Below are 23688 nucleotides of genomic sequence, written 5' to 3' on the forward strand. Positions count from 1 at the left end.
GCTATCGCTGGCCTCGTAACCTCGGTGAGCTCCTACAGGGTTGGGGGCAACTTAGGCATAAGCACTCGCGTTGGGTATTGGAGTCGTCATGGCTGATCGGCACGACTATGTGGCGCTGGAGTGGGTCAAAGGCGAAATCGCCGAGACCCTCAAGCAGGCCCGCCACGCCCTCGATACATACATTGCCGATCCCGGTCATACGGCCGCGATGGACGAGTGTCTGGATTGCGTGCATCAGGTGCACGGTAGCCTGCAAATGATCGAGTTCTACGGCGCAGCGTTGCTGGCCGAAGAAGTCGAGCAACTGGCGCTTGCCTTGCAGCAGGATCGCGTGGCGGAACGTGCCGAGGCGCAGCAATTGCTGACCCAGGCCCTGACGCAACTGCCTGCCTATCTGGACCGCATTCATTCTGCCCGGCGCGATTTGCCGCTGGTGGTCTTGCCGTTGCTCAACGACTTGCGCAGCGCCCGGGGTGAAAGCCTGCTCTCGGAAACCAGCCTGTTCGCGCCGCAACTGGTCAGTGTTGCGCCGCTGGATGCGCAAACTCTCGCGCAACGGGACAGCCCGGAGCTGGCCGCGCTGTTGCGCAAATTACGTCAGACTCTGCAAACCGCACTGGTCGGCCTGTTACGTGAACAGGACGTGCAGACTCAGCTTGGTTACATGGGCAAGGTCTTCGCGCGCCTCGAACAGCTGTGCGATAACGCGCCACTGGGGCCGCTTTGGCAGATTGCCTCGGCGCTGGTGGAAACCATGCTCAATGGCAATTTCACCAACAGCCCGGCATTGCGCAGCCTGTTCAAGGATGCCGACAAAGAACTCAAACGTTTGTTGGAGCAAGGCATCGTCGGCATCAATCAGCCTGCGCCGGACGAGCTGCTCAAAAGCCTGTTGTTCTACATTGCCAAGTCCGACAGCCAGGCTCCGCGAATGGTGGACCTGAAGGACCAATACGGTCTGGACGAAGCGCTGCCCGACACCACGCCGCCCAGCCAGCAGCGAACTAGCCTGGGGCCCGACCGCGACGCGATGCGCTCGGTGATCAGCGCCTTGTGTGAAGAGCTGGTGCGGGTCAAAGAACGCCTCGATGTGTTCGTGCGCGGTGATCGAAAGTCGGTCAGCGAGCTAAACAGTTTGTTACCCCCGCTGCGGCAGATCGCCGATACCCTGGCGGTCTTGGGTTTCGGTCAGCCACGTAAAGTCATCATCGATCAACTGGCCGTGGTGCAGGGGTTGGCGCAGGGCCAGCGCGAACCGAGCGACGCAGCACTGATGGATGTGGCCGGGGCGCTGCTCTATGTCGAGGCAACACTGGCCGGAATGGTTGGCCCGGTTGAGCAAGCCGCCAATCGCGAAGAGAGCCGCCTGCCCACCACCGACCTGACGCAGATTCATCAACTGGTGATCCGTGAAGCGCGGGTCGTGTTGCAGCAAGCCAAGGATGTGATCATCGATTACATCGACGGTGAATGGGATCGCCAGCGCCTTGAGCCTTTATCGGCGCTGCTGGTGCAAGTGCGCGGTGCGCTGGCGATGATTCCTCTGGCTCGCGCAGCGAGTTTGCTGGCGGCCTGCAATGACTACATTCTTGAACACCTGCTGATCGACGAAACCCGCCCGGCCTGGACCCAGCTCGACAGCCTCGCAGACACGATTACCGGCATCGAGTATTACCTGGAGCGCATGGGCGAAGACCATGAGGCGCCGGGCGAACAGGTGCTCGACATGGCACAGGAAAGTCTCGCGCGACTGGGCTACACGCCAGCGTCGGATACCCTTGATGTGCCGGTGCTGGAAGAGGTCATCAGCCAGGACGAGATTCTCGAGCTTGAAGCCCGCAATGCCTTGGTCAGCCCGACGCAAACCATTGCCGATGTGCTGGCCAGTCCGATGTCTGGCGTAAACCCGCCCGCGCTTGATACCCCCGACAGCCTGTTGCCGCCGCCTGCCGATGAAGAAGCGGTGGACGACGAGTTACTGGAAGTCTTTCTCGAGGAAGCCGAGGAAGTTCTTGCAGCCTTGCGCGAATACCTGCCGCAATGGATTGGCTCTCTCAACGATGCGCGCAGCAACACCACCGCGCTGACCGAAGTGCGTCGTGCGTTTCACACCCTCAAAGGCAGTGGGCGGATGGTGCGTGCGCTGATCCTTGGCGAGCTGGCGTGGGCGGTGGAAAACCTGCTCAACCGCATACTGGAAAACAGCGTCAAACCCGATGAGCATGTTCAGCAACTGCTCAACGAAGTGCTGGCGCTGCTGCCGTCAGTCCTCAAGGATTTTGCTCAGGGCGCTCAGCGTCAGCGTGATGATGTCGACCGCCTCGCTGCCCGTGCGCATGCCTTGGCCAGAGGGCAGGGACTGCTGACCTTCGACGTCGCAGCCGATGACGAAAACGACGAACTCGACCCGCAACTGCTGGAAATTTTCCGTCAGGAAGCCTTGAGTCATCTGGACAGCCTCAAGCGTTTTCTGGAAGGTAGCGCCAACGATCCCGAGCCCGCCATCAGCGACGATTTGCTGCGTGCGCTGCACACCCTCAAAGGCAGCGCCTCCATGGCGGGTGTGCTGCCAATCGCCGAGCTGACCAGCCCGCTGGATCAATTGGTGCGTGAGTACAAGGCGCACATGCTGGCGCTGGGGCAGGCCGAGCTGGAATTGCTGCGCAGCGCCGAGCCGCTTTTTCTCGCCGGGTTGGCGCAATTGTCGAGCGATCCGCTGGGGCCGATTCCCGGTGCGGCCGCGCTGATCGAAACCGCCCAGAATTTACTTCAGGAACGGCTCGCGGCGGTATTGAGTGCGTCCAACAATGGCCTGCGGGTCAAACGTAATCCACAACTGATCGAGCGCTTTCTCGCCGAAGGCATGGACATCCTGCTGGACGCGGAAAACCTCTTGCAGCGTTGGCGTGAACATCCTGGCGAGCGGCAAGAACTCTCTGCGCTGCTGGATGAACTGACCACGCTGGGCCACGGCGCGCACCTCGCCGATCTGCCGCAAGTAGACGAACTCTGCGAAGCCCTGCTTGACCTCTATGGCGCAGTGGAAGAAAGCAGCCTGGCGGTCAGCGAACGCTTTTTCGATGAGGCCGAGCAGGCTCACGAAGCGTTGATCTGTCAGCTCGATCAACTGGCCGCCGGGCAAGAAGTCGAAGCCTGTCCGGCACGTATTCAGGCGTTGCGAGACCTGCTTGATCAAGCGCTGGACCCCTCTGCCACTGGCCTGATCAAAAGCGACGGCAGCCAGACGCTGAGTATCACTGAGCTGAACGCGGCCACTGAAAAACTGGCCAGTCATGCGCCTATTCACGACGACCCGCTGACTTTGGACGACGAGATCGTCGAGATCTTTCTTGAGGAAGCCTTCGATATCCTCGACAGCGCCGGGCAGGCTCTGCAACGCTGGCTCGATGACCCGGAAAACCCGCTGCCGCTGTCGGCTTTGCAGCGTGATCTGCACACCCTCAAAGGTGGCGCGCGCATGGCGGAAATCGGTCCCGTCGGCGATTTGGGGCATGAGCTGGAAAGCCTGTACGAAGGCCTCATCGACCGTCGCTACAGTCATTCTCCGGCATTGGCCGATTTACTGATTCAGAGCCACGATCAGTTGGCGTTGATGCTTGAACAGCTGCAAAAACACCAGGCGTTGAGCGATCCGACGGCGCTGATTGATGCCATTCAGGCGTTGCGCATGGGCACCACGCCGGTATTGACGGGTGAGCCGGAAGCCAAACCGACACAATCCAAAATCCAGGCCGATGCGCCACCGGAGCGCGACAACGAGTTAATCGAGATCTTTCTCGAAGAAGGCTTCGACCTCATCGAAAGCTCCGGCGCGGCGCTGACACGGTGGCAGGCCGACCCCGAGAATTTGCTGGAAGTGGAAAACCTGCTGCGCGATCTGCACACCCTCAAAGGTGGCGCGCGCATGGCAGAAATTGCACCCATCGGCGACCTGGCTCACGAGCTGGAGGCGCTGTATGAAGGTCTGTCGGCCGGGACACTGAAGCCTGACCCGATCACTGTGAGCCTGCTGCAAAGTGGCCACGACTTGCTCGGCGACATGCTCGACGCGGTGCGCTCCGACAAGCCGTTGCCGGGTGCTGCGCTGCTGATCGAGAGCATTCGCAAGCAAGCCTCGGGTGACCTCTCAACTGCTTTGCCGGTCTCGCCGGTCATGCTCGAACCGTTAGCGCCCATACTGATGCCCGAGCCTGGCCCTGCCGCTGATGCCGATGGCGAGCGCGCGGCCAGCGAGATGGTCAAGGTGCCGGCGCAAGAACTGGAAACGCTGGTCAATCTGGCTGGCGAGACATCGATTTTTCGCGGGCGCATCGAACAGCAGGTCATCGACGCCGAAGGCACCCTCGCAGAAATGGCCACTACGATTGAGCGGATGCGCGATCAGTTGCGGCGCCTGGACATGGAAACGCAAGGCAGCATCCTCAGCCGCGAGCAGGTGCAGGCCGAGCGTTTGGGCTACGAAGATTTCGACCCGCTGGAAATGGATCGCCACTCTCAGCTGCAACAACTGTCCCGCGCCCTGTTCGAGTCCGCGTCTGACTTGATGGACCTCAAGGAAACCCTCGACGCACGCGCCAATGACGCGCAAACCCTGCTGCTGCAACAGGCGCGGGTCAACACCGAACTGCAGGAAGGCCTGATGCGCACGCGCATGGTGCCTTTCGAACGCATGGTGCCGCGCCTCAAACGCATCGTGCGTCAGGTGTCCGCCGAGCTGCACAAAAAAGTCCATTTCGAAGTCGGCAATGCTGAAGGCGAAATGGACCGCACTGTGCTTGAGCGTATGGTCGCGCCGCTGGAGCACATGCTGCGCAACGCCATCGATCATGGCCTTGAAAGTACCGAGGAGCGGCTGGCCCAGGGTAAGCCCGAATTCGGCACCATTGTGCTGGACCTCAAGCACGAAGGCGGCGATATCGTCTTCGAGATGAGTGACGACGGTAAGGGCGTTGACCTGGAGGCGGTGCGCAAAAAAGCGATCAAGCGCGGCATGATCCCGGCTCATGCGCAGCCGGGTTATCACGAAACACTGCAGTTCATTCTGGAGCCGGGATTCTCCACGGCCGAAACCGTCACCCAGATTTCCGGACGTGGCGTCGGCATGGACGTAGTGCACGCTGAGGTCAAGCTGCTGGGCGGCACCATGGTCATCGAGTCGGAGTCAGGGCAGGGCGCGCTGTTCCGTATTCGGCTGCCGTTCTCCGTGTCGGTCAACCGGGCACTGATGGTGCAGTGCGGCGAAGAGCAGTACGCCGTACCGCTCAACACCGTTGAAGGCATTGTGCGAGTCATGCCGGGCGAGCTGGAAAAATGCTACTTGTCGACGCCTCCACGTTATCAATACGGCGAGCGGGTCTACGAACTGCGCTACCTGGGCGAGCTGCTCAACAACAGCCAGCCGCCTTCGCTGATAGGTCAGACCCAACCGTTGCCGGTATTGCTGGTGCATGTTCAGGATCAGTGGGTAGCGGTACAGGTTGATGCGTTGGCGGGTTCGCGGGAAATCGTCGTCAAAAGTCTCGGGCCGCAGTTTGCCCGGGTGCAGGGTATTTCCGGCGCGACCATTCTGGGCGATGGCCGCGTGGTGCTGATTCTCGATTTGCTGGCGCACATTCGTCGGCTGCATGGCCGCTTGCAGGCCGAGCAAGCAGCGGGGCGCAGCCTACCGGTGTGGCGCGACGCGGAGCAGGGTCGACCGCTGCTGGTATTGGTGGTCGACGACTCGGTCACGGTGCGCAAGGTCACCAGTCGCCTGCTGGAACGTCACGGCATGAACGTACTGACGGCCAAAGACGGGGTCGACGCCATGCTGCTGCTCAAGGAGCGCGTACCGGACGTCATGTTGCTGGATATCGAAATGCCGCGCATGGACGGCTTTGAAGTCCTCGGCCACGTTCGTGCCGACGAGCAGCTCAAGGAATTGCCGATCATCATGATCACCTCCCGCTCCGGCCAGAAGCATCGCGATCGGGCCATGGGGCTGGGCGTTAATGAATACCTGAGCAAGCCGTATCAGGAATCGACGCTGCTCGAAAGCATCGCTTATTGGAGTCAGGTCAATGCCTAACGCTGCCAGTGTCACGCAACTGACCGGTTTGATCCTGCCCCTGAGCGACCGCAACCTTCTGCTGCCCAACGTTGCCGTGGCAGAGCTGATCGACTATCAGGATTGTAGCGCCGACAGTGATGCGCCTGATTGGTATCTGGGTCCGATCAGCTGGCGCCAGCGCACTTTGCCCCTGCTCAGTTTCGAAGCCGCATGCGGCGGCCGGACCCTTGTTGGCGGCCGTGCACGTATCGTCGTGCTCAATGCCCTGGGCGGCCGTGATGAACTGAAATTCATCGCCCTGCTGACTCAAGGCATTCCCCGTTCCTGCAAGGTCGACAACCAGCTCAGCTATGTTGACGTCCCCCTCGATGCGCTTGAACTCGCGGCCGTACAAATCGGCGAGACCGTCGCGAAAATCCCCGATCTGGTGGGGTTGGAGCAGTGGTTGGTGGATGCTGGCCTGACACAACCTGCGCTGTAGGAGCTCACGAGCGCCGCGGGGCAGCGATAGCGTTCTGCCTGACACACCGCCATCGCGACCTCGCGTTGCTACAAAAAAATCGTATCCCGTCAGGAAGGTGAGCCGATTAAATCGGCTATTCGGCTCACCTAATGAGCCGAATAGGGCTATTATTCGGCTCATGTGCATAACGGCCGTCATCATGAACGAACCCTTGAACTGGATCTGGCAGCATCCTGACTGGCCGCATTTTCGCTGGCAGACAGAGCGGCTTGCTTCACTGTTGCGCTGCTGCTCCCAGGCGCAGGGCCAATTACTGGGCATGTTGGGTGCGGCCGGTGTCGATGCGAACGCACAGACGGAGCTTGATGCGCTGCTGCAAAACATCATCACCTCTTCGGCCATTGAAGGGGAGCAACTGAATGTCGGCTCGGTACGTTCCTCACTGGCCAAACGTCTGGGCCTTGAGGCTGATCAGCGGGTCAGCCCGCGCAGCGAAGGGCTGGCCGAGCTGATGCTTGATGCCACCCAGCAACACACTGCGACGCTCACGCTTGAGCGGATACTGCACTGGCATACGCTGCTGTTTCCGGCTCAGGAGTCTCTGCTGTCGCATGACATTCGGGTCGGTGCGTTGCGGGGTGACGAGCTGATGCAGGTGGTGTCGGGGCGTGTGGACCGGCCAACCGTGCATTTTGAAGCCCCGGCGCGCGCGGGTCTGGAAGAGCAATTCGATGCCTTCCTCGATTGGTTCGCCACCAGCCGGGATGATGCCAGCCTTGACCCATTGCTGCGTGCAGGCGTTGCGCACTTCTGGTTCGTGACGCTGCATCCCTTCGATGACGGCAACGGCCGTCTGACGCGAGCAATCACCGACCTTGCTTTGGCGCAGGCCGAGAACCAGGCGATCCGCTTTTATGCCATGTCCGCGAGCATTCTTGCGGATCGACGAGGCTATTACGAGATCCTGGAGCGTAGCCAGAAAGACGGTCTGGACATCACGCCGTGGCTTGAGTGGTTTCTGCAAACCCTGCTGCATACCCTTGAGCAAGCGATCAAACGCATCGACCGCGTATTGGCCAAGGCCCGCTTCTGGCAGTTGCACCGGGAGGACGGTTTATCGCCAGAGCAAATCAAAGTGCTCAATCGTTTGCTGGACGGAAGTTTGCTGGCCGACAAACCGGGTTTCGAAGGCGGCATCAGCGCCGCGCAATATCAGGCCGTCGCCAAGGTCAGTAAAGCCACAGCCACCCGGCACCTTGCTGACCTTCTGGAAAAAGGCTGTTTGCTGAAACTGCCGGGAGGAGGGCGGAGTACGCGGTATCGGTTGGTGCTGGATTGAGCGTCGTTGTCGCTTGGTAAACACCTGACCTGTAGGAGCTCACGAGCAACGCGAGGCAGCGATAGCGTTCTGCCTGACACACCGCCATCGCGGCCTCGCGTTGCTCGTGCGCTCCTACAAAGTTCGCGTTTACATCTTGCGTGCACGCCACCAGTGCGATGAGTTAGATGTTTGTTACCCGCCGAGATATTGAGCCACAACTTCCCCGCTCTACAGCCAGACATCGCCCTTTCCCAATCACGCCCTGACTCAAGAACAAGCCCTCACTCACGCCTCAGAGTTACTGCGCTGCGCCATGGCCACCGCGTACGAATGCGGCGACAGCCTGACGGGTTCAAAACGCGACCTGGCGTTTTCTGTTGTGCATCTGGTTGAAATGGCCAAAGCGATGGTTGAGCGGTCGCTTCGGTAGTTACTGCGAAGCTGCTGCCTCCTGTGGGAGCGGTGCTTGCCCGCGATGAACGATGATGCGATCTGCCTGAAACACCGCGGTGCCGACGTGGGACCGGCTTTAGCCGGGAAGGCGGTATTTCTAACGATGACGATGTAGTGGCTGTGCAGACCTCTTCCCGGCTAAAACCGGTCCCACGTCAGTGAACTGACCCCTATAGACTTGATGAGCATTTCATCGTTACTCCAACCGTAACGATCCCGCGCTCTACTTGATTGATGCCCAGCACCCTTAGCTCCTAAGGTGGCCCACGACAGCGAAATCGTGGAGTGGACATGAGAACAATAACGACCCCCGACGCGCGCTGGTCGCGTCGTCGCACCGAGAAACAGCGGCGGCTCGAGCAGGTGCGGCATCTTGCCGATGGTGTGGTGTTGCCGACCGACAACATCGTCGCGGCGCTGGAAGCTTTGATGGTGTCCGGTGACCGTGTGGTGCTGGAGGGCAACAACCAGAAGCAGGCGGATTTTCTTTCCCGTGCCCTGGCCAAAGTCGACCCGGCCAAGCTGCACGACCTGCACATGATCATGCCCAGCGTTGGACGCTCGGAGCACCTCGATCTGTTCGAACGCGGCATCGCCCGCAAGCTCGATTTCTCTTTTGCCGGTACGCAAAGCCTGCGCATCAGCCAGTTGCTGGAAGACGGCCTGCTGGAAATCGGCGCGATTCACACCTACATCGAGCTGTACTCGCGGCTCGTGGTCGATCTGATTCCCAATGTCGTGCTCTCTGCCGGTTTCATGGCTGACCGGGCGGGCAACATCTACACCGGGCCAAGCACCGAAGACACTCCCGCCTTGATCGAACCTGCCGCGTTCAGCGACGGCATTGTCATCGTTCAGGTCAACCAGTTGGTGGACGACGTCAGCGATCTGCCTCGCGTTGATATCCCTGCGTCGTGGGTCGACTTCGTGGTGGTGGCCGACAAGCCGTTTTACATCGAGCCGCTGTTCACCCGCGACCCGCGCCACATCAAACCGGTGCACGTGTTGATGGCGATGATGGCGATCCGTGGCATCTACGAAAAACATAACGTGCAGTCGCTCAACCATGGCATCGGTTTCAACACCGCTGCCATCGAACTGATCCTGCCGACCTACGGCGAATCACTTGGCCTGAAGGGCAAGATCTGCCGCAACTGGACGCTCAACCCGCACCCGACGCTGATCCCCGCCATTGAAAGCGGCTGGGTGGAAAGCGTGCATTGCTTCGGCACTGAACTGGGCATGGAAAACTACATCGCCGCCCGGCCGGATGTGTTCTTTACCGGTCGCGACGGCTCGCTGCGTTCCAACCGCATGGTCTGCCAACTGGCCGGGCAGTACGCCGTGGATCTGTTCATCGGCGCGACCTTGCAGGTGGACGGCGACGGTCACTCTTCAACCGTGACCCGTGGCCGACTCGCCGGTTTTGGTGGTGCGCCGAACATGGGTCACGACCCTCACGGTCGTCGCCATCCCACCCCCGCGTGGCTGGACATGCGTCAACAGAGCGGCGACGGTCCGGACGCTTATCTTGAACGCGGTAAAAAGCTCGTGGTGCAGATGGTTGAGACCTTCCAGGAAGGCGGCAAACCGACCTTCGTGGAAACCCTCGATGCAGTCGAAGTGGCGAAGAAAAGCGGCATGCCCCTCGCGCCGATCATGATCTACGGCGATGACGTCACCCATTTGCTCACCGAAGAAGGCATCGCCTATCTGTACAAGGCGCGCAGCCTGGAAGAGCGTCAGGCGATGATTGCGGCGGTGGCCGGCGTGACCGTGATCGGCATGCGCCACAACCCCAAAGACACCGCCCGCATGCGCCGTGAAGGCTTGATTGCGCTGCCTGAAGATCTGGGTATCCGTCGCACCGATGCCAGCCGCGAACTGCTCGCCGCCAAGAGCATCGGTGATCTGGTTCAGTGGTCGGGCGGTTTGTATAACCCGCCTGCCAAATTCAGGAGCTGGTGATGAGCGCACTCGCACACAAAGCCAAATCTGACAGCCCGTTGTTCGCCGAACAGCTGGCTGACCTTGCCGTCGACGCGTTGATTGACGAGGCTGATCTTTCTCCCAAGCCGGCGCTGGTGGATCGGCGTGGCAGTGGCGCCCACAGCGATCTGCATCTGGGCCTGATGCATGCGTCGGCGCTGTCGCTGTGGCCGATGTTCAAAGACATGGCTGAAGCCGCCGAACAGTTCGGTGAAATCGGCCAGCCGTTGCGCGAGGCTTTGGGCCGTATTGGCCGCGAAGGTGAAGCAGCGATGCTGCGCACCACCAACGGCGTAAACACTCACCGTGGCGCGATCTGGGCGTTAGGCCTGCTGGTTACCGCTGCCGCGCTTGAACCGGATAACTGCAGTGCAGCGCAGTTGAGCTTGCGTGCTGCAAAGCTGGCCTTGATTGAGGACCGCAACGTGGTCGCGCAACTTAGCCACGGCGCACAAGTGGCCCAGCGTTACGGTGCCATGGGCGCGAAAGAGCAGGCGCAATTGGGCTTTCCAGCCGTCATGCAAAAAGGCCTGCCGCAACTGCAACGCAGTCGGGCGTCCGGCAGCGGCGAGCAGAACGCTCGGCTTGATGCCTTGCTGGCGATCATGACCACGCTGGCGGACACCTGCGTCTTGTATCGCTCCGGCCTTGAAGGCTTGCACGCCATGCAGCAAGGCGCACAACAGGTGCTGGATGCAGGCGGCAGCGCGAGCCTGGCCGGTCGTCGCTGTTTGCACGCGCTGGATCAGCAGTTGCTGAAGCTCAACGCATCCCCCGGTGGCGCTGCCGACTTGCTCGCCGCATGCCTGTTCATCGATAGCCTTGAGCCTGTGCTCGGCTCTGAATCGAGGAGTGTTTGACCATGGAAACCCTGTCTTTTGAATTCCCCGCCGGGCAGCCGCCGCTAGGCCGTGCGCTGGTGGGTTGTGTCGGCTCCGGTGATCTGGAAGTGCTGCTCGAACCCGGTGTGCCCGGCAAGTTATCGATCAACGTGGTGACGTCGGTGAACGGTGCGTCTGCCCGCTGGCAGCATTTGTTCGAGCGCATGTTTGACGGTCAAACGCCGCCTGCGCTGGCCATCGACATTCACGATTTCGGCGCCACACCAGGCGTGGTCCGTTTACGTCTGGAACAAGGCTTCGAGGAGATCGGCCATGACTGATACCGCACGCTTGCTCCAGCAACACAGCTTCGTCGAATTGGGCGCCCGGCAACGGGCCAAGGCCTTGCTTGACGAAGGCAGTTTTCGTGAGTTGATCGGGCCTTTTGATCGTGTCATGTCGCCCTGGCTGATCAAGCAAGGCATCGTTGCTCAGGCGGATGACGGGGTGATTGTCGCCAAGGGAACGGTCGGTGGTTTGCCAGTGGTTATCGCCGCCATCGAAGGTGCGTTTCAGGGCGGCAGCATGGGCGAAGTGGGCGGCGCAAAAATGGCCGGTGCTCTGGAGCTGGCCGCTGAAGACAACCGCAACGGCATCCCGACTGCCGCGATTTTGCTGCTGGAAACCGGGGGCGTTCGCTTGCAGGAAGCCAACCTTGGCCTGGCAGCGATTGCCGAGATTCACGCCGCGATTGTCGACCTGCGCCAGTACCAGCCGGTGATTGGCGTGGTGGCAGGCAGCGTTGGATGCTTCGGCGGCATGTCCATTGCGGCGGGCCTGTGCAGTTACCTGCTGGTGACTCAGGAAGCGCGGCTTGGCCTGAATGGCCCGCAAGTGATCGAACAGGAAGCGGGCATCGAAGAATACGACTCCCGCGATCGGCCTTTCATCTGGAGCCTGACCGGAGGTGAGCAGCGTTACGCCAGCCACCTGGTGGACGGTTTTGCCGCTGACGATGTGCAGGCGATCCGTGAACAAGTGACTGGCTGGATCAGCCTCGGTGTTCCGGCTCAGGAGCGCAGCAGCCAGTACGACACCTTTCTGCATCGTCTGGCGCGCCTCGATACGACTTCCCAAATCGAACCACAGGCAGTTCGCGATCTGTATTTAGGAGAAAAGTCATGAGCGCTTCCCAACGAGGTTTGAACTGGTTCAAGGCGCTCAGCGCCAACGCTGCTGAAGTGGTCGGTTTGCCGCATTCAGTCAAAGCCGCCGACGGTGTGTTGGGCGATCAGCCGGTGCGCTTTCTGGCGGTGGTTGCCGATGCTGACAACCGTTTCCCGCGTGCCCGTAGCGGCGAAGTTGGCTTGCTGGAAGGGTGGGGCCTGGCCAAGGCGGTGGATTCCGCCATCGAGCTGGATCGCGATAACGAACACAAGCGGGCGTTGATCGCCATCGTCGATGTGCCAAGCCAGGCGTATGGACGACGCGAAGAGGCGCTCGGTATTCATCAAGCGTTGGCGGGCGCTGTGGACAGTTATGCCCGCGCGCGATTGGCCGGTCATGCAGTGATTGGTTTGCTGGTGGGCAAGGCCATGTCCGGGGCGTTTCTGGCTCACGGTTATCAAGCCAATCGACTGATTGCCCTGCGTGATCCGGGCGTCATGGTGCATGCCATGGGCAAAGAGTCGGCAGCGCGGGTCACATTGCGCAGCGTCGACGAACTGGAAAAACTCGCCGCCAGCATCCCGCCCATGGCGTACGACATCGAGAGCTACGCCAGCCTTGGCTTGCTCTGGGAGACCTTGTCGGTGAGCCAGATCGAACAGCCCTCCGCCACAGATATCAGCCACGTTCAGGACGTGCTGAACAGTGCGATCAAAGACGTAAAGGCCACTGGGAATGACCTGAGCAGCCGACTGGGCGCGAGCAATCGTCAAGCCTCGTCGAAAGTTCGCGAACTGCTGCGGGCGCAGTGGTAAATGAACGCTGACCTGACGGTGCTGCCCCACGATTTGTTGTGGGGTATGCCGGTATCTGCCTTGCCTGCCGATGCGCCGGACTGGGTGCTTGAGGCCGTACGCCTTGAGCATCCGGTGGTGGTGCGTCGTTCATTGGCGCCGCGAGCGCTCGTTGCGGTGGGCATTCGTGGCGAGCGTCGTGAGCAGCGGTTTGCAGCACTGATGCCGCGAGATGCTATCGAGCGTTGTGTTCGTCCTGAGCAGTTGATCCATGTTCGTGGGCAGCACGATTGGCCTGCACTGCAAGCGCTGGATCAGATTCGGCCGTTGATGGATCTGCTGGGGCTGCCTTGGGGCGTGAGCGGTAGCGCTGGTTTCGAATTGGCCAGCGGCGTGGCGGCACTGCATCAGAACAGCGACCTGGATTTGATTGTGCGTACGCCACGGTTTGTCAGCCGCGATTGGGCGGCCGAACTGGTACAGGTTCTGGACCGTTCCGTGTGCCGCATCGACGTGCAATTGCAGACGCCCTTTGGCGCGCTGGCATTGCGCGAGTGGGCAGGGGCTTCGCGTCAGGTGTTGCTCAAGAGCGAACTCGGCGCCTGGCTGGTCACTCAACCGTGGCAGCCGACCGAGGCCTGCGCATGAGCAGCTTCTGGGTGTTCCCCGGCCAGGGCGCGCAGCAGCCGGGCATGTTGAATCAGTTGCCCGATGAGCAACTGATACGTGATTGCCTGAGCGAAGCCAGCGATGCATTGGCGGAGGATGTATTACTGCTGGATTCAGCCGACGCATTGCGATCTACCCGCGCCGTTCAACTGTGTTTGTTGATCGCCGGTGTCGCCAGTGCTCGGGTATTACAAGCACAAGGCTGCGCGCCTGACACCGTTGCCGGACTGTCCATCGGCGCCTATCCGGCGGCGGTCATTGCGGGTTCGTTGGCATTTGCTGACGCCGTGCGTCTGGTGGCGTTGCGCGGCGAATTGATGCAAAGCGCTTATCCCGAGGGCTATGGCATGACGGCAATTATCGGGCTGGATCAAGCCGCCGTCGAAGCGTTGGTCGCTGAGGTTCACGGGCACGCATTGCCTGTGTACCTCGCCAATATCAACGCCGAAAACCAGTTTGTGATCGCCGGAAGCGCCGAGGCGATGGCTGAAGTGGCGCGCCTGGCGAAAGCCAGTGGCGCGGCAACGGTCAAGCGTCTCGCGGTGAGCGTACCGTCCCACTGCGCGCTGCTTGAACAACCGGCGCAGGCCCTGGCCGAGGTTTTCGCCACTGTGACGATTAAAGCTCCCGCCGTGCGCTATCTGAGCGGCAGCACGGCACGGCCGATGCTGACTGCGGACAAGCTGCGCGACGATCTGGCCTTCAACATGTGCCGCGTCATTGATTGGCGCAGCACGGTGCAAACCGCTTATGAGCGTGGCGCTCGCCTGCACATCGAGTTCCCGCCGGGCACCGTGTTGACCGGGCTGGCGCGCAAGGTATTTGAACAAGGAACGGCAGTCGCTTTTCAAGGCGCTCGCCTGGACAGTCTGGTCGCGTTGTCACGCGAGGAGGGCAGCCGCAACCCATAGATCGCAAGGACGCAGGACCGTTTCGAAGAACAAGAACAACAACTTCGTAAGGCAAACTGAGGAATAACAATAATGATTATCTACGGTGTAGCACTGCTGGCTATCTGCATGCTTGCAGGGGTGATTCTCGGTGACTTGCTGGGCGTAATGCTGGGCGTCAAATCCAACGTGGGCGGCGTCGGGATCGCGATGATCCTGCTGATCTGCGCCCGCTTGTGGATGGAGAAGCGTGGCGGCATGAGCAAGGAATGCGAGATGGGTGTCGGCTTCTGGGGGGCGATGTACATCCCGGTAGTCGTCGCGATGGCGGCTCAGCAAAACGTTGTCACGGCCCTCAAAGGCGGCCCTGTCGCCGTACTTGCAGCCGTGGGCTCGGTGGTCTTGTGCGGTTGCACCATTGCCTTGATCAGCCGCATCAACAAGGGAGAGCCGCTGCCTCCGGAAGAGCCGGTGATCATTCCGGGCATCACGCCGACGCCAACCTCATCGCCAGTAACAGCAGGGAGCCGCTGATATGTGGGAAATCATTGATAAAGGCTTGATCAGCAACGGACTGGTCACGGCGTTCGCATTCGTCGGCGTGGTGATGTGGATTTCCGTCGTGCTCTCCAGGCGCCTGACGTTTGGTCGGGTACATGGTTCAGCCATCGCCATTGTCATCGGCCTGATTCTCGCCTGGGTCGGCGGCACGATGACCGGCGGGCAGAAAGGCCTGGCGGATGTCACGTTGTTTTCCGGCATTGGCTTGATGGGCGGCGCCATGTTGCGTGATTTCGCCATCGTTGCCACGGCGTTTGAAGTGCAGGCGACTGAAGCACGCAAAGCCGGTTTGATCGGTGTGATTGCCTTGCTGCTCGGCACGATCCTACCGTTCATTGTCGGCGCGAGCATTGCCTGGGTGTTTGGCTACCGCGACGCAGTGAGCATGACCACTATTGGCGCGGGCGCAGTAACCTACATCGTCGGCCCGGTTACGGGTGCAGCGTTGGGTGCGACGTCGGATGTGATGGCGTTGTCGATCGCAACAGGCTTGATCAAGGCAATCATCGTGATGGTCGGCACACCCATGGCCGCACGCTGGATGGGTCTGGACAATCCACGCTCGGCGATGGTTTTTGGAGGTCTGGCTGGCACCGTCAGCGGCGTGACGGCGGGGCTTGCCGCAACGGATCGGCGACTGGTGCCTTACGGCGCATTGACGGCTACGTTCCACACCGGTCTGGGCTGCCTGCTGGGGCCGTCGTTGTTGTACTTCGTGGTGCGCGCTATCGTTGGTTGACCCACGTCATCAGTGTCTTGTGGGAGCCGAGCTTGCTCGCGAAGAGGGCTCCGTGGATGTCTGGTCAATCGTGTTCAGTCTTATCGCGAGCAAGCTCGGCTCCCACAGGTATGAGGTGATCCCACGATTTGCGCCATGCCGTGGGACCGGCTTTAGCCGGGAAGAGGCCGGTACAGTCACAACATTTTTATCGTCCGAAATGCCATTTCCCGGCTAAAGCCGGTCCCACGTCAGATTTTGGGTGAGCATGAATTTCCCACAGGAGACCGCATTCCACTTCGGTTTAATCGGCGGACAACCTGTTTGAATACATCCGCCCCTCCGCAATCAATGCCAATAGATTCGGGTCGCGCTCCTTCGACTTTAGAAACACCATGCCGATGTGCTGTTGCATGCGGTAGCGCTCTTGCAGCGGGATCAGCTTTACCCGATTCTCGTAAACCGCTGCGATACGCCCCGGCAACAGCGCATACCCCACGCCTGAGCTGACCATGCTCAGCAAGGTGAAGATGTCGTTCACTTGCATCGCCACTTTCGGCTCAAACCCTGCCTGCTGAAAAACCCGGATGCCATCGCGATGGGTGGCGAAGCCTTGGGTCAGGGTAATGAACGTCGCTTCACGCAGGTCGCTCAGGTCCACTTCGCTGTGTTGTGAGAACGGCGAATCGGCCGGGACCGCGAGGAAGATGTCGTCGGAAAACAGCGGCAGATGTTCGCAGTCCAGGTCGTTGACGCTCTCGTCCAGCGACACCAGAATCGCGTCCACTTCCATGTTCTTGAGCTTGTAGAACAGATCGATGTTTGAGCCCATGATCAAGTCGATGTTGAGCTCGCTGCGGCGTATCTTCAGGCCCATGATCAACTGCGGCACGGTCTTCACTGTCAGCGAATACAGCGAGCCGAGCTTGAAGCGTGCAGCGGAAAACCCGGCGGCCTGACGTGTCAGCTCAACCGTGGCGAGCACGTCCTGAATCAGCTTCTGTGCTCGCTCCTCCAGCACATAAGCGCTTTCCAGCGGCGTCAGGTTGCGGCCTTCATGCTTGAACAGCGGGCAGCGCAGGGCGCTTTCCAGTGAGTGAATCGCGCGGTGCACACTGACGTTGCTGGTGTTCAGATCAGCGGCCGCTTTCGTCAGGTTGCCGGTGCGCATGAAGGCCAGGAAAATTTCCAGCTTTTTCAGGGTCAACTCATCGTCGATTTGCATGTCGTGAGGCTTCTTGTTTGAGTGCCCCGATTGTGCACATTTCGACAGCCACTGGCTGTAATAAAAAACTGATTGGCTAACGCATCGCTTGCGCTTTACGTCCCTAACCTAGAGCCTTGCGCAGCGGTTCAGATCAACGAGGTAGTGTGCGGATGTATTACGGAGAAAAATTCAACGCCTGGTCCCATCTGGTCGGCGCGGTGTTGGCTTTGGTAGGTGCTGTCTGGTTGCTGGCCATTGCCAGTTTGCAGGGCGATATCTGGAAGATCGTCAGCGTCGCGATCTACGGCGTGACACTGGTGGCGCTGTACAGCGCATCGACCGTTTACCACAGCGTGCGGGGGCGAGCGAAAACGATCATGCAGAAGGTTGATCACTTTTCGATCTACCTGTTGATCGCAGGCAGCTACACGCCGTTTTGTCTGGTGACCTTGCGCGGCCCGTGGGGCTGGACGTTATTCGGCGTGGTCTGGGGGCTGGCGGTGATCGGCATCCTGCAGGAAATCAAACCCCGCTCCGAAGCGCGGATCATGTCCATTGTGATCTATGCCGTCATGGGCTGGATCGTGCTGGTCGCCGTCAAACCGCTGATCGCCGCGCTTGGAACTGTAGGCTTCACATGGCTGGCAGCAGGCGGTGCGCTGTACACCATCGGCATCATCTTCTTCGCCTACGACACCCGCTTTCGCCACTGGCACGGGATCTGGCATTTGTTTGTGATTGCCGGGAGTCTGCTGCACTTCGTGGCGATTTGTTTTTATGTGTTGTGAGTAGCCGATCCACGAAGCTGTAGCTAACTGCTTTGGAATGTTTTCTGTAGGAGCTCACGAGCAACGCGAGGCAGCGATGGCGGCCTGTCTGGACATACCGTTATCGCGGCCTCGCGGTGCTCGTGCGCTCCTACAGGTGCGCGGTTTGCCGCGAGACAGCGCAGAAATATCGATTCACCTGACGCCCCGCATCAGTGCACACCGTTGTACGCTTCCAACCGATTTCCCACCAACCCTCGTCGTAGCGCGCCGCCCTGTGCGGGCGCACCAAATCGGCAAGCTTTTGCACTGCATTGAAGCATTTAATTCATTATTTAAAAATGTTGAATTATTTGATTCTTGATCCTAGTCTGTTGCTCGACCCGCCTGCTGGCGACTTCTTGAAACGACTGAGTTCGGGAGCAATTGATGAACGTGAAAGTACTCTTGAGTATGGCGGTGGCCACTGCGTTTTCGGCCTCTACCTGGGCGGCGGACTGGACGGTGGGTGCGAACGTCGGCAACGTTCCGTGGGAGTTTCAGGACGCTAAGGGCGAGATCGTCGGCTTTGAAGTCGATGTGGTCAAAGAAGTCGCCAAGCGGGCCGGGAAGACGGTCGAGTTTGTGAATATTCCTTTCAACGGCCTGTTCAGCGCCGTGCAGTCCAAGCGCGCAGACATTGCCATTTCGTCGATCACCATTACCCCCAAACGTCTCGAATCGGTGGGCTTCGCTCAGCCGTATTACGACAGCGATCAGTCACTGTCGGTGCTGACCAAATCGGGCATCGATGGCCTCAAAGGCATGCAGGGCAAAGTGGTCGGCGTAGACACCGGTTCGACCGGCGATATGTGGGTCACTGCACATCAGGCCGAGTACAAGTTTGGTGATGTGTCCCGCTACGAAGGGCTATCCCCAGCGATGCTCGACCTGGCTTCCGGGCGTATGGACGGCTACATCAGCGATATCCCGGCCGTGCTCTATTACATCAAGGACAAGCCACAATACCGAGTGGTTGCCCGCATTCCCACCGGTGAGAAATACTCGTTGATGCACGCTAAAGGCTGGGCGTCGGCGACTCAGGTCAACGACATCATCACCGCCATGAAAAAAGAAGGCGTGATCGCTGACTTGCACAAGAAGTGGTTTGGCGCAGACGCCGATCCAGAGTCCAGCACCGTCAAGGTTGTCGACGTTCTCAAGTAAGCCTTTCAACAAGCTACTGACGTTTTAAACCCGGCGCCCGGCGCTGTCACCAAGGAGTCCTGATGGAGCTGGTCCAGACTTTCTTCAACTGGGGTGTGTTTGTCGACGCACTGCCGCAGATGCTGCGGGGCCTCGGGGTGACGGTGTTGCTTGGCGTGGTCAGCATCATTCTCGGTCTGGTCGGCGGCCTGATGCTGGCCATGCTTCGACTCTATGGCTATGCACCGATCCGGCTGCTGGCACGGATCTACATCGATGTGATGCGCTCGATTCCGTTGTTGGTGTTCCTGGTGTTGATCTACTACGCGCTGCCGTTTGTGGGGATTCGTCTTTCCTCGTTCGCCGCAGCAGTGGCAGCGTTATCGCTGGTGTCGTGCGCTTACTCAGCTGAGATTTTTCGCTCAGGCATCGAAGCCATTCCCCGTGGGCAATTTGAAGCGGCGGCCTCGCAGGGCATGAGCTTTTTCAACACCATGCGCGACGTGATCCTGCCGCAGGCGATGCGGATCGTGTTGCCACCGATGACCAGCAACTGCATCAACGTCATGAAAGACACGGCGCTCGCTTCGGTGGTCGCCATGCCGGATCTGCTCAAGCAGGCAACACAGGCGCAGGCACTTGCTGCCAACCCGACACCGCTGGTGGGAGCCGCGATCATGTATCTGTTGTTACTGCTGCCCTTGGTGCAACTGGTTAGCTGGGTCGAGCGGCGCAACAGTGCGGGGAGGAAGAACGGATGAGCGCAGTCATCGAGATCGAAGGCGTCGCCAAGTTCTACGGCCGGTTCCAGGCGCTGGCGGATATCAACCTGTCGGTGGAGCAGGGCGAAGTGGTGGTGATTCTCGGACCGTCAGGCTCAGGCAAGTCGACGTTGATCCGCTGCATCAACTTGCTGGAGCAATATCAGGAAGGCGAGATTCGGGTCGCGGATCAGCGGGTCGAGACCGGTCCGAAGCTGGCGGGTATCCGTTGTGAAGTCGGCATGGTCTTCCAGAATTTCAATCTCTACCCGCACATGACGGTGCTGGCCAATGTGGCGCTGGCGCCGGTGCGTGTGCGCGGCTTGTCACGCCGTGATGCGCAGGACCGAGCGCGGGTGTTACTGGAAAAGGTCGGCATGAGCGCACATGCCGAAAAATACCCCAGCCAGCTTTCCGGTGGTCAGCAACAGCGCGTAGCCATTGCCCGAACCATGGCCATGGAGCCTCGGGTGATTCTGTTCGACGAGCCGACTTCTGCGCTGGACCCGGAAATGGTGGGTGAGGTGCTCGACGTCATGCAAAACCTGGCGCGCTCAGGCGTGACCATGGTCGTGGTCACCCACGAAATGGGCTTCGCTCGCAAAGTCGCAGACCGGGTGATCTTCATGGAAAGCGGCCGGATCATCGAACAAAACAATCCGCATGATTTTTTTACGGCCCCTCGCGAGCCGCGAACCCAAGCTTTTTTGCAGGCCATCCTGCACCACTGATTCCTTTTGGAGACTGCCCAATTGAACGCCCTCGATATCGATTATGTTCGCCGCCAGTTCCCCATGCTGGCCGATGGTTTTGCCTACCTGGACAACGCCGGTGGTTCGGCGGTGCTCAGGCGGGTGGCTGACCGGGTCCGCGATTACCTGATCCACAGCAGCGTGCAATTGGGGGCGTCCTACAAAGGTTCGGCTTCAGCAGGGGCGTTGGTGCTGCAAGCCCGGGAGTCCGTGGCGCAACTGATCAACGCGTATCACCCCGAAGAATGCGTGATGGGCGGCTCGACCACGCATCTGCTGCAAATCCTTTGCCGCGCTGTTGCGCCGTCGATCAACAGTGGCGACGAAATCATCGTCACCCACAGCGATCACGAAGCGAATATCGGCCCGTGGCAGCGGCTGTGCGAGGAGCGGGGCGCGACGTTGCGAGTGTGGTCAGTCGATCCGCAAACGATGGAACTGGAGCTCGATGACCTGGATGCACTGCTTGGCTCGCGTACCCGCTATGTGGCCATGACCCACGCGTCGAACATCTTGGGCAGCGTCAACCCGGTGGCCGAAGTCGCTCGTCGTGTGCATGCCGTTGGCGGCAAATTGTGCGTCGATGCCGTGGCGTATGCGCCCCATCGTCTGGTAGATGTGCAGGCCAGCGGCGCTGATTATTACGTGTTCAGTTTCTACAAGGTGTTCGGCCCGCACTTCGCTGTCCTGTGGGGGCATCGTGAGGCGCTGCTGGAGCTACCGAGCCTCAATCACTTTTTCATCGGGCAGGACGTGATCCCTTACAAGCTGCAACCGGGCAACCTCAACTACGAGTTGTCTTACGGCTGCATGGGCATCAACGAATACCTGCTGGATATCGGTCAGCGTCTGGGCGCCAGCGGCAGCCCGCGCCAGATCATGCAAGCCGCATTCGATGCATTCGAAGTACAGGAAGATTTGCTCGCCGAAACCTTGCTGTCATTTCTGCGTGAAACAACCGGCGTACGCATTATCGGTAAGCCGCAAGTGACGGCGGGTGATCGGGTGCCGACCATCAGCTTCGTGGTGGAGGGTGTGCAATCCGAAGCCATCGTGCGGCGTATCGATGAACACGGGATCGGGATTCGCTTCGGTGACTTCTACGCGCGACACTTGATCGAACACTTGGGCCTGGCCCGGTTCGGCGGTGTGGTGCGTGTCTCGATTGCGCACTACAACACGGTCGACGAAATGCAGCGTCTGGTCAGGCATCTGGCCGAGGCGATCAACGATTTGCGTCCATCCTGATTTTTACGAGCGACCTTCCATGTCAGCAGTACCTCAAACCCTTGCCGAGCTACGTGCGGCTATCGTCGAGCAGCAGGATCGCTTGACCGCGCGCATGCGTGATGCGGCGTGTTACCTCACCGAGCATCCCCATGACGTGGCGCTCAACACAGTGGCTGCGCTGGCGGAGCGTTCGGGGATTGCCTCATCGGCTTTCATTCGTCTGGCCAAGGCGCTGGGGTTCAACGGTTTCAGCGACTTGCAGCGATTGTTCAAGGCACCGTTGCAGCAGGCGGGTACATCAAGTTTCAGCGAGCGGATCCGCCACTATCAAGGCGAGGAACTACTGGAAGATCCGACCGATGTCGGCGCCATTCTGACCGCGTTCAGCCGGGCCAACATCGTGTCTCTTGAACACCTGGCAGAAGGTCAGCAGGTCGAAGCGCTGGAGCAGGCCATTACCTTGCTGCAACGCGCACGTACGACGTTCGTGGTGGGCATGCGCCGGTCATTCCCGATGGCCAGTTACCTGAGTTATGCGCTGAGTCGGGTCGGCCGCCGCGCCGTCCATATCAGTGGCCTCGGCGGTTCGCTGCGCGAGCAAGTCGGTGCGCTGCACAGCGATGACATTCTGGTTGCCGTGAGCTTCCCGCCTTATGCCCCGGAAACCATAGAAGCCTGCCAGCAGGCGGTGGCGGCAGGTACACCTATTGTGGCAATTACCGACAGCCTGCTCAGCCCGATTGGCCAGCACGCGGCGGTGATCATTGAAGTCAACGATGCGGAGCTATTGGGTTTTCGCTCACTGACGGCAGCGTTTTGCGTCGCCCAGACCCTGGCGATGGGCCTGGCTTTTCGCGACGGTCAGTCGATGAGCGGCCCTGATCATGATGCTTTGAAAAACATCGACTGCTGAGCTCGGGCTTTGCGGTCTGTTCGAACCCAACCATCTGCGCCTGTGCAGGAGATTGCTCATATGGCTTTACCCCTTCGCGATCTGGTCGGCTACGGCCAAAACCGTCCTCAAGGCACCTGGCCTAATGGTGCGCGATTGGCAATCAGTCTGGTCATCAATTATGAAGAAGGCTCCGAGCGCTCGCTGGCAATGGGCGATCCCGATCAGGAGAGCATGACCGAGTGGGGCAGCTACCAATTCCCTGATGGCGTGCGCAACCTGGCGATGGAATCGATGTATGAATACGGCTCGCGGGTCGGCATCTGGCGGATTCTGGAGATTCTCGAAAAGGCAGGCGTGCCGTCGACTTTTCACGCCTGCGCGGTGGCGTTTGAGCAGAACCCCGACGTCGCGAAAGCAGCTGTCGCGTTGGGCCATGAAGTCTGCAGCCACGGCTATCGATGGGAAGAAGTGTTCCGCCTGACCGAAGAGGAGGAGCGTGAGCACATTCGTCTTGCCGTGGAATCGTTCGAGCGCACCTGCGGCAAGCGTCCCGTTGGCTGGTATTGCCGTTACGGCGCAAGCGTGCGGACCCGGCGTCTGGTGGCCGAAGAGGGCGGTTTTCTCTATGACTCCGACGCTTATAACGACGACGTGCCGTACTACGTCGACGTTGAAGGCAAACAGCATCTGGTCGTGCCTTACACCAGTGACGTGAATGACTTCCGTTACTGGAACTCGCCCGGCTTGTCTCAGGCGTCGGACTTTTTCGAGTACATGAAGGAAAGCTTCGAAGTGCTCTACGAGGAGTCCGCCGACGGCCTGCGCATGATGTCGGTGGGCTTGCACCCGCGCATGGTCGGTCGTCCGGGGCGCGTGCGGGCGATCAAGCGTTTCATCGAATACGCCCAAGGCCACGAAGGCGTATGGTTCGCGACCCGCGAGCAGATTGCCAGGGCCTGGATGAGCCGTAGCTAA

The 23688-nt window shown here is 60.0% G+C and carries 20 protein-coding genes and 2 pseudogenes; 21 read left to right on the forward strand and 1 reads right to left on the reverse strand.

Translation table 11 applies throughout. The annotated features are described in order from the left end of the window. Positions 1-88: 88 nt before the first annotated feature. The 14 genes and pseudogenes from AUC60_RS28465 to madM form a co-directional block, all read left to right on the forward strand. A pseudogene (locus AUC60_RS28465) lies at positions 89-2602 on the forward strand (Hpt domain-containing protein); the annotation flags it as partial. Positions 2603-3325: 723 nt separating this feature from the next. Further along, positions 3326-6088 (forward strand): annotated as a pseudogene (locus AUC60_RS28470) (hybrid sensor histidine kinase/response regulator); the annotation flags it as partial. Beyond that, positions 6081-6551 carry a chemotaxis protein CheW gene (locus tag AUC60_RS08310; protein WP_087265677.1) on the forward strand — a complete coding sequence of 157 codons (471 nt, stop codon included), beginning with the start codon at positions 6081-6083 and terminating at the stop codon, positions 6549-6551. The pseudogene AUC60_RS28470 and the gene AUC60_RS08310, both read left to right, overlap by 8 nt. Before the next feature lie 181 nt (positions 6552-6732). Further along, complete coding sequence (locus AUC60_RS08315) at positions 6733-7872, forward strand: Fic family protein (RefSeq protein WP_087266028.1); 1140 nt, start codon at positions 6733-6735, stop codon at positions 7870-7872. Between the two features lie 244 nt (positions 7873-8116). Beyond that, positions 8117-8284, forward strand: coding sequence for a DUF6124 family protein (locus AUC60_RS28475; protein ID WP_087265679.1), 168 nt, complete (start codon positions 8117-8119; stop codon positions 8282-8284). Positions 8285-8598: 314 nt separating this feature from the next. After that, positions 8599-10275, forward strand: a complete 1677-nt coding sequence (gene mdcA, locus AUC60_RS08325) for a malonate decarboxylase subunit alpha (protein ID WP_087265681.1) — start codon at positions 8599-8601, stop codon at positions 10273-10275. Then, positions 10275-11156, forward strand: coding sequence for a triphosphoribosyl-dephospho-CoA synthase (locus tag AUC60_RS08330; protein ID WP_087265682.1), 882 nt, complete (start codon positions 10275-10277; stop codon positions 11154-11156). Before mdcA ends, AUC60_RS08330 begins: the two co-directional genes overlap by 1 nt. Positions 11157-11158: 2 nt before the next feature. Next, positions 11159-11458, forward strand: a complete 300-nt coding sequence (locus tag AUC60_RS08335) for a malonate decarboxylase subunit delta (RefSeq protein WP_087265683.1) — start codon at positions 11159-11161, stop codon at positions 11456-11458. Further along, the gene (locus AUC60_RS08340) at positions 11451-12302 is read left to right on the forward strand and encodes a biotin-independent malonate decarboxylase subunit beta (protein ID WP_087265685.1); all 852 of its coding nucleotides are present in this window, start codon (positions 11451-11453) and stop codon (positions 12300-12302) included. The genes AUC60_RS08335 and AUC60_RS08340 overlap by 8 nt, the downstream gene beginning before the upstream one ends. Next, a complete protein-coding gene (gene mdcE / locus AUC60_RS08345) occupies positions 12299-13099 on the forward strand; it encodes a biotin-independent malonate decarboxylase subunit gamma (protein WP_087265687.1) in 801 nt (266 codons plus the stop codon). Before AUC60_RS08340 ends, mdcE begins: the two co-directional genes overlap by 4 nt. Continuing rightward, a complete protein-coding gene (locus AUC60_RS08350; RefSeq protein ID WP_087265689.1) occupies positions 13100-13726 on the forward strand; it encodes a malonate decarboxylase holo-ACP synthase in 627 nt (208 codons plus the stop codon). After that, positions 13723-14658, forward strand: a complete 936-nt coding sequence (gene mdcH / locus AUC60_RS08355) for a malonate decarboxylase subunit epsilon (protein ID WP_087265691.1) — start codon at positions 13723-13725, stop codon at positions 14656-14658. Before AUC60_RS08350 ends, mdcH begins: the two co-directional genes overlap by 4 nt. 72 nt (positions 14659-14730) lie before the next feature. Further along, positions 14731-15171, forward strand: coding sequence for a malonate transporter subunit MadL (madL, locus tag AUC60_RS08360; RefSeq protein ID WP_087265693.1), 441 nt, complete (start codon positions 14731-14733; stop codon positions 15169-15171). A 1-nt stretch (position 15172) separates the two neighbouring features. Then, on the forward strand, positions 15173-15937 hold the full coding sequence (gene madM, locus AUC60_RS08365; RefSeq protein ID WP_087265695.1) for a malonate transporter subunit MadM: 765 nt from the start codon (positions 15173-15175) through the stop codon (positions 15935-15937). Positions 15938-16220: 283 nt separating this feature from the next. On the opposite strand, the gene AUC60_RS08370 is transcribed toward madM, so the two are convergent. After that, positions 16221-17141, reverse strand: a complete 921-nt coding sequence (locus AUC60_RS08370; protein WP_087265696.1) for a LysR family transcriptional regulator — start codon at positions 17139-17141, stop codon at positions 16221-16223. Between the two features lie 152 nt (positions 17142-17293). Between AUC60_RS08370 and trhA the strand changes: the two genes are divergently transcribed. The 7 genes from trhA (at position 17294) to AUC60_RS08405 (ending at position 23688) form a co-directional block, all read left to right on the forward strand. Continuing rightward, on the forward strand, positions 17294-17911 hold the full coding sequence (trhA, locus tag AUC60_RS08375) for a PAQR family membrane homeostasis protein TrhA (protein ID WP_087265697.1): 618 nt from the start codon (positions 17294-17296) through the stop codon (positions 17909-17911). A gap of 408 nt (positions 17912-18319) precedes the next feature. Beyond that, positions 18320-19096 carry a transporter substrate-binding domain-containing protein gene (locus tag AUC60_RS08380; RefSeq protein ID WP_087265699.1) on the forward strand — a complete coding sequence of 259 codons (777 nt, stop codon included), beginning with the start codon at positions 18320-18322 and terminating at the stop codon, positions 19094-19096. 62 nt (positions 19097-19158) lie between these two features. Continuing rightward, positions 19159-19836 carry an amino acid ABC transporter permease gene (locus AUC60_RS08385; RefSeq protein WP_087265701.1) on the forward strand — a complete coding sequence of 226 codons (678 nt, stop codon included), beginning with the start codon at positions 19159-19161 and terminating at the stop codon, positions 19834-19836. Then, positions 19833-20567: an amino acid ABC transporter ATP-binding protein gene (locus AUC60_RS08390; RefSeq protein ID WP_087265703.1), complete on the forward strand. Its 735-nt coding sequence runs from the start codon at positions 19833-19835 to the stop codon at positions 20565-20567. The genes AUC60_RS08385 and AUC60_RS08390 overlap by 4 nt, the downstream gene beginning before the upstream one ends. 21 nt (positions 20568-20588) lie before the next feature. Further along, complete coding sequence (locus tag AUC60_RS08395) at positions 20589-21836, forward strand: cysteine desulfurase-like protein (protein WP_087265705.1); 1248 nt, start codon at positions 20589-20591, stop codon at positions 21834-21836. Positions 21837-21855: 19 nt separating this feature from the next. Beyond that, the gene (locus tag AUC60_RS08400) at positions 21856-22731 is read left to right on the forward strand and encodes a MurR/RpiR family transcriptional regulator (protein ID WP_087265707.1); all 876 of its coding nucleotides are present in this window, start codon (positions 21856-21858) and stop codon (positions 22729-22731) included. 60 nt (positions 22732-22791) lie between these two features. Beyond that, complete coding sequence (locus AUC60_RS08405) at positions 22792-23688, forward strand: allantoinase PuuE (protein WP_087265708.1); 897 nt, start codon at positions 22792-22794, stop codon at positions 23686-23688.

The organism is Pseudomonas caspiana (assembly GCF_002158995.1).
GTDB lineage: Bacteria > Pseudomonadota > Gammaproteobacteria > Pseudomonadales > Pseudomonadaceae > Aquipseudomonas > Aquipseudomonas caspiana.

What these genes read in the sequence shown, in the direction of transcription:
- AUC60_RS08310 (WP_087265677.1), top strand. Translation starts at nt 6,081, where the DNA reads ATGCCTAACGCTGCCAGTGTCACGCAACTGACCGGTTTGATCCTGCCC.
- AUC60_RS08315 (WP_087266028.1), top strand. Translation starts at nt 6,733, where the DNA reads ATGAACGAACCCTTGAACTGGATCTGGCAGCATCCTGACTGGCCGCAT.
- mdcA (WP_087265681.1), top strand. Translation starts at nt 8,599, where the DNA reads ATGAGAACAATAACGACCCCCGACGCGCGCTGGTCGCGTCGTCGCACC.
- AUC60_RS08330 (WP_087265682.1), top strand. Translation starts at nt 10,275, where the DNA reads ATGAGCGCACTCGCACACAAAGCCAAATCTGACAGCCCGTTGTTCGCC.
- AUC60_RS08335 (WP_087265683.1), top strand. Translation starts at nt 11,159, where the DNA reads ATGGAAACCCTGTCTTTTGAATTCCCCGCCGGGCAGCCGCCGCTAGGC.
- AUC60_RS08340 (WP_087265685.1), top strand. Translation starts at nt 11,451, where the DNA reads ATGACTGATACCGCACGCTTGCTCCAGCAACACAGCTTCGTCGAATTG.
- mdcE (WP_087265687.1), top strand. Translation starts at nt 12,299, where the DNA reads ATGAGCGCTTCCCAACGAGGTTTGAACTGGTTCAAGGCGCTCAGCGCC.
- AUC60_RS08350 (WP_087265689.1), top strand. Translation starts at nt 13,100, where the DNA reads ATGAACGCTGACCTGACGGTGCTGCCCCACGATTTGTTGTGGGGTATG.
- mdcH (WP_087265691.1), top strand. Translation starts at nt 13,723, where the DNA reads ATGAGCAGCTTCTGGGTGTTCCCCGGCCAGGGCGCGCAGCAGCCGGGC.
- madL (WP_087265693.1), top strand. Translation starts at nt 14,731, where the DNA reads ATGATTATCTACGGTGTAGCACTGCTGGCTATCTGCATGCTTGCAGGG.
- madM (WP_087265695.1), top strand. Translation starts at nt 15,173, where the DNA reads ATGTGGGAAATCATTGATAAAGGCTTGATCAGCAACGGACTGGTCACG.
- AUC60_RS08370 (WP_087265696.1), bottom strand. Translation starts at nt 17,141, where the DNA reads ATGCAAATCGACGATGAGTTGACCCTGAAAAAGCTGGAAATTTTCCTG.
- trhA (WP_087265697.1), top strand. Translation starts at nt 17,294, where the DNA reads ATGTATTACGGAGAAAAATTCAACGCCTGGTCCCATCTGGTCGGCGCG.
- AUC60_RS08380 (WP_087265699.1), top strand. Translation starts at nt 18,320, where the DNA reads ATGAACGTGAAAGTACTCTTGAGTATGGCGGTGGCCACTGCGTTTTCG.
- AUC60_RS08385 (WP_087265701.1), top strand. Translation starts at nt 19,159, where the DNA reads ATGGAGCTGGTCCAGACTTTCTTCAACTGGGGTGTGTTTGTCGACGCA.
- AUC60_RS08390 (WP_087265703.1), top strand. Translation starts at nt 19,833, where the DNA reads ATGAGCGCAGTCATCGAGATCGAAGGCGTCGCCAAGTTCTACGGCCGG.
- AUC60_RS08400 (WP_087265707.1), top strand. Translation starts at nt 21,856, where the DNA reads ATGTCAGCAGTACCTCAAACCCTTGCCGAGCTACGTGCGGCTATCGTC.
- AUC60_RS08405 (WP_087265708.1), top strand. Translation starts at nt 22,792, where the DNA reads ATGGCTTTACCCCTTCGCGATCTGGTCGGCTACGGCCAAAACCGTCCT.